This window comes from Thermodesulfovibrionales bacterium (assembly GCA_035686305.1).
GTDB lineage: Bacteria > Nitrospirota > Thermodesulfovibrionia > Thermodesulfovibrionales > UBA9159 > DASRZP01.
In genome coordinates this window covers 1-13709 of record DASRZP010000106.1, presented here as the reverse complement: position 1 = coordinate 13709, position 13709 = coordinate 1, and the positions used below count along the sequence as shown (strand labels likewise).

The window sequence follows — 13709 nt, the reverse complement described above, 5'->3', positions numbered from 1 at the left end:
ATGGATATATAAGACTTTCTTGTTTATTCGATAGTCCATCTTATGATAAAATATGTTGGCAACATAATTGCTTGATCTTTTCAGACTCTTCGGCTACAAAGCAAGAATAAGCCAAGAGACGAGAACGAAGGGAGGAGGAAGGTTGAGAGCCTTACTCCTGTACGTAAACGTGCAGTTTCCATTCGATAAAGTACATCCGAAGGAGGATATGAGGAATGGCAGGGAAGATACTTGTAGTAGATGACGAACCTGTTGTCGTCAAGAGCTGCGAACGCATCCTAGCGCCAGAAGGTTATACCGTCGAGAGCGCGTCGAACGGCAACGAGGCGACGAACAAGCTCGGCAAAGACGGCTACGACCTTGTTATCACAGACCTTATGATGCCGGACATGAACGGCCTTGAGCTCATCCGGTGGATAAGGAACTCCAAGCCTGATACCGGGATCATCGTAATTACAGGCTACCCTTCGCAGGACAGCATAAAAGAGGCCCTCAGTCTGAGGATCCTCGATTATCTGCCGAAACCCTTTTCGCCGGGGCTGCTCCTGGAGGTTACGGGAAAGGCAATGGAATTCAGAAAGTCAGGGGTAATTGCAGAGGCTCCCCCATCGGAGGAGTATACCGAGGAGAAAGCAAGGCAACTCGATACGATCATTAAGAGATACCGGAGAAAGCCGGGTAGTCTCATCCCTGTTCTCCAGGAGGCGCAGGAACTTATCGGATACCTTCCCCCCTCTATCCAGAGGCATATTGCGAAGGGTTTGAAGCTTCCCGTGAGCGAAGTCCATGGCGTTGTCTCATTCTACTCATTCTTCACCATGAAGCCCAAAGGCAAGCATAACATCAGGGTATGCCTCGGCACCGCCTGCTATGTCAAGGGCGCAGAAGAGATTGTTAAGAAGCTGAGTGACGGCCTCGCGGTCAGTGTCGGAGGCGTTACGGCTGACAAGAAGTTCTCGCTTGAAACGGTCCGGTGTCTGGGGGCCTGCGGGCTTGCGCCGGTAGTCGTGATCGACAAAGACACCCACGGATCCGTCAATGCAGTAAAGGTACATAATCTGCTGAAGGATTATAGTGACTAATGACTGAGGATTGCTTGCTCAAGGACAGGAAATCTCACATCTATGTAAAAGGAGGCATGTATGGGACGGTTGACGATCGATGATCTCAAGAAGATAAAGGAAGACTACAAATCCGCCCTGACATTACGGGAGGGAGGTTCGCGTGCGAAGATAACCGTGCACATGGGTACGTGCGGCATCGCTGCTGGCGCAAGAAAGGTAATGGAAGCGCTCCTTGACGAGATTGCCAAGAGCGACGTCAAGGATGTGATCGTGACGACATCGGGCTGCGCCGGGTTGTGCAGCAAGGAGCCTATGGCTACCGTCGAGATCATGAACGAGGCGCCCGTGAAGTATGTGCTGCTGGACGATGAGAAGATACGAAGGATCTTCCAGGAGCATGTAATGAACGGCCGTATTGTTGAGGGTTCCGCCCTCGTCATGGGAAGCGAGACCGCATATTAAGCGTTTCTGTCATGGATGATGAATGATGAACCATGAGCATATGAGGACCCTTGAAAATCTGGAACAGGGATACGCTGAACCTTATTACGTCTTAGGTTTTAGCCATTACGGTTCTTAGAGGAGGAGAGATGGAAAAATATCGTTCAAGTGTAATGTTGTGCGGAGGCACCGGATGTATCGCCGGCGGCAGTCTGAAGATAAAGACCGCCCTTGATGAAGAGTTGAAGAACAGAGGCCTCCAGAATGAAATACATGTCGTCCTGACCGGTTGTAACGGCTTCTGCGCCGAGGGCCCTGTCATGACCGTCTATCCCGACGATATCTTTTACGAGAAGGTCACCGTAAAGGATGTCCCCCTCATTGTGGAAGAGCACTTCATCAAGGGAAGGCCTGTCGAGAGGCTCATGTACAAGGAGCCTGTCAAGAAGCAGACGATCCCCCTTATGAAGGACATCCCCTTCTTCAGTCTCCAGGTGCTCAGGGCCTTACGGAACAAAGGCCTTATCGATGCGGAGAAGATCGATGAATACATTGCGAGGGACGGGTACCAGGCAGCTGCAAAGGCACTGACGGAGATGACGCCGGAACAGGTCATCGATGAACTCAAGCGCTCCGGACTTCGCGGAAGGGGCGGAGCAGGATTCCCCACGGGAATGAAATGGGAACTCTGTGCAAGGGTTAAGGGGGACGAGAAGTTTATCCTCTGTAACGGCGATGAAGGAGACCCCGGCGCATTCATGGACAGGAGCATCATGGAGGCCGACCCCCATGTCGTGCTTGAGGGCATGATAATCGGCGCCAGGGCGATCGGGGCAAATAAGGGATACATTTACGTGAGGGCAGAGTACCCCCTCGCCGTCCACAGATTACAGCTCGCCATAGACCAGGCGAAAGAGTACGGACTTCTCGGCGATAATATCCTTGGTACGGGATTCAACCTCGATATCGAGATCTACCAGGGGGCCGGTGCTTTTGTCTGCGGAGAAGAGACAGCCCTCATGAGGTCGATCGAAGGGAAGAGGGGAATGCCGAGGCCCAGGCCGCCGTTCCCCGCTCAGAAAGGGCTCTGGGATAAGCCTTCGGTGCTGAACAACGTCGAAACCTATGCCAATATACCGCAAATTATTTTGAACGGCGCTGACTGGTACAGGAGTCTCGGGACGGAAAAATCTACAGGAACAAAGGTCTTCGCCCTGAGCGGCGCGATCAGCAATATCGGTCTCATTGAGGTTCCTATGGGCATCCCCCTCAGAAAGATCATTTATGATATCGGCGGCGGCGTACCGAACAAGAGAAAGTTCAAGGCCGTCCAGCTGGGCGGGCCCTCTGGGGGCTGTATACCAGAGCACCTCCTTGATACGCCGGTCACCTACGAGGACATCGTACAGACAGGGGCCATTGTTGGTTCCGGCGGAATGGTTGTTATGAATGACCTGAACTGTATGGTGAGCGTCGCGAAGTTCTTCCTCGAATTTACCGCTGAAGAGTCATGCGGTAAATGCCCGCCCTGCAGGATCGGAACGACGATGATGCTCGATCTCCTGACAAAGATAACGGAAGGGAAAGGAAAGGCAAGAGACATCGAGCTCCTTCAGGACATGTCCCTCGACATCATAGCCACATCTCTCTGCGGTCTGGGCCAGACCGCCCCCAACCCCGTACTGACGACGATAAGATATTTCAAGGAAGAGTATGAATCCCACATAAACGAGCAGTGGTGCAAGACAGGGGTATGCAAGGACCTCTGCACCTTCTATATCGATGAGGAGAAGTGTAAGGCCTGCGGCCAGTGCAAAAAGGTCTGCCCCCAGGCTGCCGTATCCGGAGAAAAGAAGGTAGCCCACCGCATCGACCAAGCGAAATGCATACAGTGCCGCTCTTGTTATGAGGTATGTAAGTTCGATTCAGTGAAGATCGGCCCAAGAAGCATGAGAGAAAGCCTGAAGGAGACAACTGATCAGGCGGCTTTGAAGGATATGCGGATAGCGGCCCTTGCGGCAAAGGAGGAATAAGAAATCATGATACAGCTTACGATAAACGGTAAAACGATGAAGGTTGAGCCCGGCACCACCGTGCTCCAGGCAGCCCAGAAGAACGGGATCTACATTCCCAACCTCTGTTATGACAGGCGGCTCAGGCCCTATGGTGGCTGCAGGCTCTGTGTCATTGAATTGGAAGGGCAGAAAAGGCTTTTCGCGGCATGCTCTACGCCTGCTGAAAACGGGATGGTGGTCCATACCGAGACGCCGAAGCTCCATAAGGCGAGAAAGACGGTCCTCGAGTTTCTGCTCATTCATCATCCCCTCGATTGTCCGATCTGCGATAAGGCGGGTGAGTGCCAGCTCCAGGATCTTGCATTCAAGTATGGCCCCTCCGAGAGCAGGTTTGTGGCTGAGAGGAGCCGTGAACCCGAGAGCATCGCCGCGCCGCTCGTGGAAAGAAACCCAAACAGGTGCATCCTCTGCGGCAAGTGCGTGAGGGTCTGTTATGACCATCAGGGTGTCGGTGCCATAAATCTTCTCGGCAGGGGATTCAAGTCAAAGATCAGTCCAGCCTTCGAGGAGACCCTGGACTGCGAGTTCTGCGGGCAGTGCATTGACGCATGCCCTGTTGGAGCCCTCGGAAGCAAGCCTTACCGATTCAGGTCAAGGGTCTGGTATATGGATGAATATCCGATCGTATGTCCCTATTGCGGCTGCGGCTGCACCACAAACCTGAGTCTCAGGGAAGGAAGGATCGTCAGGGCAAGAGGGAAGGAAGGCATCGGAATCAACCAGGGAGATCTCTGCAGCAAGGGAAGGTTCGGATTTGATTACATCTATTCTGAAAACAGAATAAAGTCACCCATGATTAAAAGGGACGGCGCCCTTGTTCCGGTAACGTGGGAGGAGGCCTTTCAATACGTTTCCCAGCGCCTCGAAGCGATAAAAGAGAAGCATGGTCCGTCCGCTATCGGCGCCATCGGCTCTCAGCGCGCCACCATGGAAGACAACTACATGCTTCAGCGTTTCATGAGGGAGATTATCGGCACGGACAATATCGACTCTGCCGCCCGCTTCGGGTATGCGAAGGCACGGAAGGCCGTCGAGATGGCCTTCGGGACTGAACTTTCACCGATAACATGGGACGCGCCTCTGCAGGCTGATTTTATCCTCGTTGTTGAGTCCGACATAACATCCACGGTGCCGGTATGGGGGCTGAATTTTATTGCGGCCCAGAAACAGGGGGCACAACTTATTGTTGCAGACCCGAAGGAGACAAAACTTGCGAGGAACAGCACCGCGTGGCTCCAGATACAGGCAGGCTCGGGGCTTGCTCTCCTCAACGGCATTGCAAAGGTGATTCTCGACGAGGGACTTCATAATCTCGATGAGGAGATTCCCCTTACGGAAAAGACCCTCACCATACCGAATTTTGAAGCGTGGTCAAAGAGTCTTACCCACTTCACGCCTCCTGCCGTTGCGAAGCTCACAGGGTTGACTGAAGATGAGATCATTGGCCTTGCAAGGTCCTATGCCCGAGCCAGACGGAGGCTCCTCGCCCTGACATTTGGCTCTTCTGAGAACACGAAGGGCATGAATACGGTCCTTGCAGCTGCCAACCTCGTTCTTCTCATGGGCGACGCCCATGATACCCTCCAGATTCCTGCTGAGTTTTCGAATACTTTAGGCATGTGGAAGGTCGGGGTCAGACCTCATTCGGGAGGAAAAGACGCCTCTGAGATGCTTTACAAGCCTGGAGCTGTCAAGGCACTCTACATAATGGGAGAAAACCCTCTCGTTACCTTTAAAGATGTCTCGACAGTCACAAGAGCCTTAAAGGAGCTGGAACTGCTCATCGTGCAGGACATCATCATGACAGATACGGCGAAGCTTGCTGACGTTGTCCTTCCTGCCAGCAGCTGGGGTGAGAAAGAGGGGACATTCATGGCTGCCACAGGCGATATCCAGAATGTCCCGAAGCTTCTGGCCGAGACAGGACAGTCCATCCCCGACTGGAAGGTATTCAGAAACCTGGCGAGAACCATGAATCGGGACGTCGGTCTCAAGGACCTTGCCGAAATCAGGGCGTCCATTATGGATATGGTGATTACCGCTGCTTCTCATGAAGGAAGACCCTCATTCCACCCCGTTACGCACGTGTTGTCTGAGAAACCGGACAGAGAATATCCCCTGCTCCTTATTACGTCAAATCTGTTGCAGCATTCCGGAGCCCTCTCCGTACTTTCGAAGAACCTCGGTTCCGTTGTCTCAGACGCCTATCTTGAAATCAACCCGAGAGATGCGAAGGAGCATAAGATTCACGATGAAGGGTATGTAAGGGTCACGTCGAGAAGGGGCGAGGTATATCTCAAGGCGATGCTGTCTGATGAGATGCCCGAAGGGACGCTCTTTGCACCGACGCATTTCCCTCACGCAAATGTGAATGCACTGACCCATCCCGCCGCGAACGGGGAAGCTCCAACGGATACGGTGAGGATAGAAAAAGCGTAAAGAAAAAAAGATGAATCGGGTAGGCAGGGATAGGGGCTGGGGTGAAGTCGGGTGATCCCTTTCAAGGACGACAATCCCACGGCTACGCTCCCCTTGGTTACCATCGGGATCATCGTCCTCAATGTCGCCGCCTACCTGTGGGGATTAGTATCTCCTTCCGGAGGAGAGACCTTCGCCTTTTCTTACGGTGCGATACCTCACAATCTGATCACCCTCGAAAGGAGTCAGCCCGTGAGCCCTATCGCTACCATCTTTTCCTCGATGTTTCTCCATGGCGGGCTTCTTCATCTCGGCGGCAATATGCTTTATCTCTGGATCTTTGGTGACAACATCGAAGACAGCATGGGACATCTGAGATTTCTGGCATTCTATCTGCTTGCGGGTGTCATAGCTGCCTACTCCCATGCTTTCACCGAACCACATTCCCGCATACCGATGATAGGCGCGAGCGGAGCGGTATCGGCCGTCCTCGGAGCCTACCTCCTCTTGTTCCCCGGAGCCCAAGTCTATACCCTTCTCTTCTTCGGATTCTTCTGGCAAGTGGTAAAAATCCCGGCCTTGATTGTTATCGGTTTTTGGGCTATTATACAGCTTATCAACGGTCTCGTTACCAAAGGGCTTGCGGGTCAGGGCGGGATAGCCTGGTTCGCACATCTCGGTGGTTTTCTCTTTGGATTGTTGACGATAAAACTGTGGCTGCAAAGAAGGAGATTGAGGCGATGGTAGTCATCTGTCCGAAATGCAAGGTGAAGCTCAAGGTTGGAGACGAGAAGCTATCCCCTCAGGGCACGCCTTTCAAATGCCCGAAGTGCAGCACAGTGCTCCTCGTGAAGAAAGCCGTTTCTCAGGCAAGGCCACTCGATCCACTTAAGGTCCTCGTCGCCCATGAGGATGTCACCGTGCGTGAGAGGGCAAAAGCGATCCTTGAGGCAAGGGACTTTAGAGTCATTACCGCAGCAGACGGAATAGAAGCAATGGTACATGCCACGCGCGAACTGCCGTTCCTTGCCGTCCTCAGTGTTTCCCTTCCCAAGATCTATGGGTTCGAAGTCGGTTCGAGACTGAAGAAAAGACCGGAGACAAGGGACATGAAGAGTATCCTCGTCGCCTCTCTCTACGATAAGGACAGATACCGCAGGGAACCCCTCTCCCTTCATGGCGCCGACGGGTATATCGAGGAGCACGAACTCGAGGATTCCCTTATCGAACAGATCGATTCTCTGAGAGGAATAACGCCGGAGAAAGTTGAGGAACGCGTCGGAAGGGAAAGAATGCGGGGCGGAACTGAGGAAAGAGTCCCGGCCTCAAAGGTTCCTGAGAAAGGGCCAACAGAAGAAAAGGTCGTAACGACTGCTGTCGGCGAATCAGACCGCAAAAAACCGAATGAGATGGTAGAAAAGGCACGACGTCTCGCACGGACCATAGTGGCCGACATCTATCTCTATAACCGCTCTAAGGTAGATGAGGCGATAAAAAACGGGACCTTCCACACAGCCTTTGCATCCGATCTGAAGGAGGGATTGAAGCTCTATGAGGCCAGGATATCGGCTGAAATAAGACGGACCGGTGACTTTTTCAATGAGGCCATAGATAATTTTATAGAGAAGAAACGAAGAGAATTGAGTTAGTCTTCGTAATTCTCATAAAAAAAGAGCAATTTGAAAATATCTCGTAGTATTCTTATTTTTCAGTCTATTTCTGCTGTAATGGGCACTTGCCAACGGCGCTATCAAAAAATTATATTAGCACTCATTGAGGATGAGTGCTAATAAATTTCTTGAGAAAGGAGAAAAGGTTATGAAGTTCAAGCCGTTGAGAGACAGGGTGTTGGTGAAATACACCGAAGAGGCAGAAAAGACCGCTGGGGGGCTTTACATCCCGGACTCAGCCAAAGAGAAGCCTCAGAAGGGTGAGGTTGTTTCAGTAGGCCCCGGCAGAGTTACGGATGATGGGAAGCTCCAGCCGATGTCTGTCAAGGTCGGAGATGTGGTGCTCTTCGACAAGTACTCGGGCTCCAAGGTCACGATGGATAATGTTGAGTACCTGATCATCAGGGAAGAAGATATCTTAGGAATCGTAGAGCAATAAAGGAGGTTACTCATGGCTAAACAACTGATTTTTGACGAAGAGGCACAGAGAGGGATACTGAGCGGAGTCACCCTCTTGACGAAAGCCGTCAAGGCAACCCTCGGCCCGAAGGGAAGAAACGCGATCCTGGACAAGAAGTATGGGGCGCCGACCATCACAAAGGACGGGGTTACCGTTGCAAAAGAGATAGAGCTGAAGGACCCGTGGGAGAACATGGGTGCACAGCTTGTGAGGGAAGTGGCGTCCAAGACGTCGGACGTGGCCGGTGATGGGACGACGACGGCAACGGTCCTGGCCCATGCCATTTACCGGGAAGGGATAAAGAACGTTGTGGCAGGCGGAAACCCCATGGATCTGAAAAGGGGAATCGAGAAGGCTGTCGAGATTGTCCTTGAAGACCTCAAGAAACTGAGCAAGCCGGTGGCAGACAAGAAAGAGATCGCCCAGGTCGGTACGATCTCGGCCAATAACGATCCGTCAATCGGGGAGCTTATCGCTGAGGCGATGGATAAGGTCGGAAAAGACGGGGTTATTACCGTGGAAGAGGCAAAGAGCATGGCTACAACACTCGATGTTGTCGAAGGAATGCAATTCGACCGAGGCTACATCTCTCCCTATTTCATAACGGATCCTGACAGGATGGAGTGCAATCTCGAAGATGCATTTATTCTCATTAATGAGAAGAAGATATCGAACATGAAGGATCTTCTTCCTATCCTTGAGCAGACCGCGAAGATGGGCAAGCCCCTTCTCATCCTCGCTGAGGACGTTGAGGGTGAGGCCCTTGCGACGCTCGTCGTCAACAAGCTTCGTGGCACCCTCCAGGTTTGCGCTGTCAAGGCGCCGGGCTTTGGAGACAGGAGGAAGGCAATGCTCGAAGATATCGCAATCCTCACGGGCGGCACGATGATCTCCGAGGACCTCGGCATCAAGCTTGAGAGCGTAAAGATCACCGACCTCGGAAGGGCAAAGAAGATCACCGTTGATAAGGAGAATACAACGATCGTTGAAGGCGCCGGTGATGCTGCAAAGATCCAGGGCAGGGTAAAGCAGATAAAGGCACAGATCGAAGAGACGACCTCCGACTATGACCGTGAGAAGCTTCAGGAGCGCCTTGCTAAGATCGTCGGGGGAGTTGCGGTGATCAATGTGGGGGCAGCCACTGAGACGGAGATGAAGGAGAAGAAGGCACGGGTCGAAGACGCCCTTCACGCAACCAGGGCTGCTGTCGAAGAAGGCATTGTGCCTGGAGGCGGCGTCGCGCTCCTCAGGTGCATCTCTTCATTGAAGAACCTTAAGCTCGACAACCATGATCAGAAGATCGGCGTCGGCATCGTTATGAAGGCCCTCGAAGAGCCGATCCGCCAGATCGTTAACAACGCAGGTCTTGAGGGATCCGTCATCGTCGAGAAGGTTAAGGCATCGAAGGATGCGAACTACGGCTTTGATGCCCAGAACGAAGAGTATGTCGACATGATGAAGGCGGGGATCATCGACCCCACAAAGGTTACAAGAACGGCCCTCCAGAATGCGTCCTCCGTCGCTTCCCTGATGCTTACGACATCGGTAATGGTCTCGGAACTCCCTGAAGAGGAGAAGAAGATGCCTCCGATGCCCGGCGGCGGCATGGAAGGGATGTACTAAGAGAAGTCGTCCAGGAAGCGATTCAGTTTCAAAGAGGGCGGTTGGAGAAATCTCCAACCGCCCTCTTTTTCTGCCTTGAAACAGATGAAGCCTCGCCACACAAAGACGGCCTTTCTTCAATAATGTGCGCACCAGGAGGGCCTGTCGCGTCCCCAAAAGACATTTCGGATTAAGCAACGGAATGCCTGATCACAGTAACAAACGCTCCAGAACATCTTGTCCAAGCTGCATGATATAACCAGAACTCTTTTCAGGCCACATTCCGGAAGCCTGCTTCCATAGCTTTCCGCGGTTGCAAAATACTGCGGAAACATACTAATATCTAAAGAAAAATAAGGGAGGGAGATGGCGAGAACTCCTGAAGACAAAGCCCGTGAAGAGATTGACAGGATGCTGACAAATGCGGGCTGGCATGTCTGTGATTATAAGGAAGCAAATATCCATGCACACCCCGGCGTTGTTATCAGAAATTTTCCCTTAAAAGCAAAACACGGCATCGCTGATTATCTCTTCTATATTGACGGCAAGGCAGCCGGTATAATAGAGGCCAAGAAAGAGGGCGAAACCCTCACCGGCGTTGAGGTCCAGTCCGACAAATACAAAAAAGGCCTCCCTGATATTCTCCCTGCCTGGCATCGGCCACTGCCCTTCTGTTATGAATCAACCGGGCTTGAGACGAGGTTCACCAGCTATCTTGAACCCGACGCCCGATCAAGACAGGTCTTCTCTTTCCATCGTCCTGAAACGTTCCATGAGTGGCTCACCTATTCAGGAGAAGTATCGCTCGATAAGGCAGCCGAGATCGCAGAAATTTATTGGCCCCCTTCCACTCTGCGCTCACGCCTCCGCAAGATGCCGAATCTTATTGAGGAAGGTCTCTGGCCTGCCCAGATAAAGGCGCTCACGAACCTTGAGAAATCGATGAGCGATAACAAGCCCCGCGCTGTTGTCCAGATGGCGACCGGCTCGGGCAAAACCTTCACTGCCGTCACCTTCATCTACCGACTGCTCCGCTTCGGAGAGGCAAAGCGTGTCCTGTTCCTTGTGGACAGGGCAAATCTCGGACGCCAGACACTCAAGGAGTTCCAGCAGTACCGGTCACCCTACAACCCTTACAAGTTCACAGAAGAATACATTGTCCAGCAGCTCACTTCGAACAAGATAGACAGGACCGCCCGTGTCTGCATCTGCACAATCCAGCGGCTCTATTCGATTCTCAAAGGAGAAGAGCTTTCCGAAGAGGATGATGAACATACAGTGGCCGGTCTTGAGACGGTTTACAAGGAGCCGCCGCCCATAGAATATAATCCCCAGGTGCCCATCGAGACCTTTGATGTGATCATTACCGATGAATGCCACCGCTCCATCTATAACCTCTGGCGGCAGGTGCTCGAATACTTCGACGCCTTTCTCATCGGCCTCACCGCAACGCCGAACAAGCAGACCTTCGGCTTCTTCAACCAGAACCTTGTGATGGAGTATCCCCATGAGCAGGCGGTTGCCGACGGCGTGAATGTGAATTACGATGTCTACGAGATACGCACAGAGATCACAGAAGGAGGCTCAAAGGTGGACGCGGGTTATATTGTGGACAAGCGCGACCGCGAGACCCGAATTGTCCGCTGGGAAAAGCTGGATGAGGACTTTACCTACACTGCCGAGCAGCTCGACCGGGACGTTGTCGTGCCCCCACAGATACGTACCATTGTCCGGGCCTTCAGGGACAAGCTCTTTACCGAAATATTCCCAGGCAGGACAGAGGTGCCGAAGACCCTCATTTATGCAAAGGACGACTCCCATGCAGAAGACATCGTGAAGATCGTGCGGGAGGAGTTCAACAAGGGCAACGAGTTCTGCCAGAAGATCACCTACAAGACCACAGGAAAGAAGACGGACGAGCTTATCGCTGAATTCAGAAACAGCTATTTCCCGCGCATTGCCGTTACTGTGGACATGATCGCAACAGGCACAGACATCAAGCCCCTCGAAATCGTCTTCTTCATGAGACAGGTCCAGTCCCGCGCCTACTTTGAGCAGATGAAGGGCCGGGGCGTGCGAGTGATTAGTGAGACAGACCTTCAGTCCGTCACTCCTGATGCAAAATCCAAGGACCACTTTGTGATTGTGGATGCGGTGGGCGTCTGCGAGGCTGCGAAGACAGATTCCCGGCCCATGGACCGGCAGCGGACAGTTTCTCTCGAAAAGCTCCTCCAGGCTGTTGCCCTCGGCAGCATTGATACTGATGTCATTTCATCAATTGTCGCGCGGTTTGCACGGCTTGAGCGCAGAATCACAAAAGAGGACAATGCAGAAATAAGGAAACTTGCCGATGGCAAGGGACTCAAAGAACTGACGAGCGTTCTTGTGCAGTCCCTCGATCCTGACCGACATATTGAGCTTGCCCGCGCCGAGCAAAGCGAGGCAGGCGGGACAGGCGAACTGACAGAGGAGCAGATAAAAAAAGCTGCTGAAAAGCTGATCAAGAGTGCGGTGAAGCCCCTGCATAACCCTAAAGTCAGGGAAAAGATACTTGAGATTTATAAGAAGACAGAGCAGACCATCGATACAGTCAGCACTGACGAGATTAAGGCCGCAGGCTTCAGCAAGGAGGCACTGGAGAAGGCAAAGGGAATGGTCCAGTCCTTCGAGCAGTTCATCAAAGAGCATAAAGACGAGATAACGGCGTTACAGATTCTTTACAGCAAACCCTATAAGACAAGATTGAAGTATGAGCAGGTGAAGGAGCTTGCAGGACTCATCGAAAAGCCGCCCTACTTCTGGAAGGTAGATAACCTCTGGAACGCTTATGCTTCGCTCGAAAAGTCAAAGGTCCGCGGCGCCAGCGCCCCGCATATCCTGACAGACCTCGTCTCGCTTGTCCGCTTTGCCATGCATCAGGAGAATGAGCTTGTGCCTTTTCCTGAGAAAGTTCAGGTCAACTTCAGCGCATGGATGGCACAGCAGGAGAATCAGGGCAAGAAATTCACTGACGAGCAGCGCTGCTGGCTCGAAATGATCCGCGACCACATCGCCGCGAATTTGAGTATCGAGACGGATGATTTTGACCTTGCGCCTTTTGCGCAGCAGGGCGGATTGGGGAAGGTGCATCAGGTCTTTGGGAATGAGTTGAATAAGATTATTGAAGAGTTGAATGGAGTGCTTGCGGCATGAGAAACGCAGAAATCGATTTTGATGAATTATATCAGCTACCCTCTGATTGGAAATGGCACTCCTTAGAAGATTTGATAAGCGTGCCTAAGCGTGACATTGTCGACGGCCCATTTGGGTCAAATCTTAAGGCTTCAGAATATTTAGACGAGGGTGTGCCTGTCGCACGTCTACAGAACATTAATCGAAACGAGTTTATTCACAAGAACATCAAGTTCATATCAAAAAAGAAAGCAGAGATGCTTAGTAGGCATAGTTTCCATTCAGGTGATATCCTGATCACCAAACTGGGCGACCCATTAGGAAAGGCCTGCATCGTTCCCGAAACTATTCCACACGGAATCATTGTCGCGGATATTGTGCGGGTTAGAACAACCAATGGAATGGATAAGCGTTACTTGACATATGCCATTAACTCCCCATTTATAGCACGACAGTTTGAGAAACATATTAAAGGCACAACAAGGCCTAGAGTAAATCTTGGTATCATAAGAAAGCTTCCCATTCCAGTAGCGCCTAAAAAGCAGCAACCTCTCATCGTCGCCGAAATCGAAAAGCAATTCTCCCGCTTGGACGAGGCGGTGACGGGGCTCAAGCGCGTCAAGGGAAATCTCAAACGCTACAAAGCCGCTGTCCTTAAGGCCGCTGTTGAGGGGAAGCTGACAGAAGAATGGCGCAAGGCACATCCCAACGTCGAAAGAGGAGAACACCTTTTAAAACGCATCCTCGCCGAGCGGAAGAAGAAGTGGGAAGAAAAGAATCCGGGCAAGAAATACAAAGAGCCTGCCGC

The 13709-nt window shown here is 52.1% G+C and carries 10 protein-coding genes; all 10 read left to right on the top strand.

The genetic code is table 11. The features are described from left to right. Positions 1 to 215 precede the first annotated feature (215 nt). Positions 216 to 1082 (top strand): NAD(P)H-dependent oxidoreductase subunit E, encoded by an 867-nt coding sequence (locus VFG09_12235; GenBank protein ID HET6515922.1) that lies wholly within the window; start codon positions 216 to 218, stop codon positions 1080 to 1082. Positions 1083 to 1142: 60 nt separating this feature from the next. Next, complete coding sequence (locus VFG09_12230) at positions 1143 to 1526, top strand: (2Fe-2S) ferredoxin domain-containing protein (GenBank protein ID HET6515921.1); 384 nt, start codon at positions 1143 to 1145, stop codon at positions 1524 to 1526. A 128-nt stretch (positions 1527 to 1654) separates the two neighbouring features. Beyond that, positions 1655 to 3538 carry an NADH-quinone oxidoreductase subunit NuoF gene (locus tag VFG09_12225; protein ID HET6515920.1) on the top strand — a complete coding sequence of 628 codons (1884 nt, stop codon included), beginning with the start codon at positions 1655 to 1657 and terminating at the stop codon, positions 3536 to 3538. Between the two features lie 6 nt (positions 3539 to 3544). Then, entirely contained in the window at positions 3545 to 6019 is a 2475-nt protein-coding gene (locus tag VFG09_12220) for a molybdopterin-dependent oxidoreductase (protein ID HET6515919.1), read from the top strand. 51 nt (positions 6020 to 6070) lie between these two features. Next, positions 6071 to 6745, top strand: a complete 675-nt coding sequence (locus tag VFG09_12215; protein HET6515918.1) for a rhomboid family intramembrane serine protease — start codon at positions 6071 to 6073, stop codon at positions 6743 to 6745. Next, positions 6712 to 7647, top strand: coding sequence for a response regulator (locus VFG09_12210; GenBank protein HET6515917.1), 936 nt, complete (start codon positions 6712 to 6714; stop codon positions 7645 to 7647). Before VFG09_12215 ends, VFG09_12210 begins: the two co-directional genes overlap by 34 nt. Positions 7648 to 7816: 169 nt before the next feature. Further along, a complete protein-coding gene (gene groES, locus VFG09_12205) occupies positions 7817 to 8107 on the top strand; it encodes a co-chaperone GroES (GenBank protein ID HET6515916.1) in 291 nt (96 codons plus the stop codon). Positions 8108 to 8119: 12 nt separating this feature from the next. Continuing rightward, the gene (groL, locus tag VFG09_12200; GenBank protein ID HET6515915.1) at positions 8120 to 9751 is read left to right on the top strand and encodes a chaperonin GroEL; all 1632 of its coding nucleotides are present in this window, start codon (positions 8120 to 8122) and stop codon (positions 9749 to 9751) included. A 345-nt stretch (positions 9752 to 10096) separates the two neighbouring features. Continuing rightward, on the top strand, positions 10097 to 12922 hold the full coding sequence (locus tag VFG09_12195) for a type I restriction-modification enzyme R subunit C-terminal domain-containing protein (protein HET6515914.1): 2826 nt from the start codon (positions 10097 to 10099) through the stop codon (positions 12920 to 12922). Further along, positions 12919 to 13709 (top strand): restriction endonuclease subunit S (locus VFG09_12190; protein ID HET6515913.1); only part of this gene is annotated, 791 nt, incomplete at its 3' end. The genes VFG09_12195 and VFG09_12190, both read left to right, overlap by 4 nt.

Coding starts and splice junctions, on each gene's coding strand:
- VFG09_12225 (HET6515920.1), top strand. CDS start 1,655: ATGGAAAAATATCGTTCAAGTGTAATGTTGTGCGGAGGCACCGGATGT.
- VFG09_12230 (HET6515921.1), top strand. CDS start 1,143: ATGGGACGGTTGACGATCGATGATCTCAAGAAGATAAAGGAAGACTAC.
- VFG09_12220 (HET6515919.1), top strand. CDS start 3,545: ATGATACAGCTTACGATAAACGGTAAAACGATGAAGGTTGAGCCCGGC.
- groL (HET6515915.1), top strand. CDS start 8,120: ATGGCTAAACAACTGATTTTTGACGAAGAGGCACAGAGAGGGATACTG.
- VFG09_12235 (HET6515922.1), top strand. CDS start 216: ATGGCAGGGAAGATACTTGTAGTAGATGACGAACCTGTTGTCGTCAAG.
- VFG09_12195 (HET6515914.1), top strand. CDS start 10,097: ATGGCGAGAACTCCTGAAGACAAAGCCCGTGAAGAGATTGACAGGATG.
- groES (HET6515916.1), top strand. CDS start 7,817: ATGAAGTTCAAGCCGTTGAGAGACAGGGTGTTGGTGAAATACACCGAA.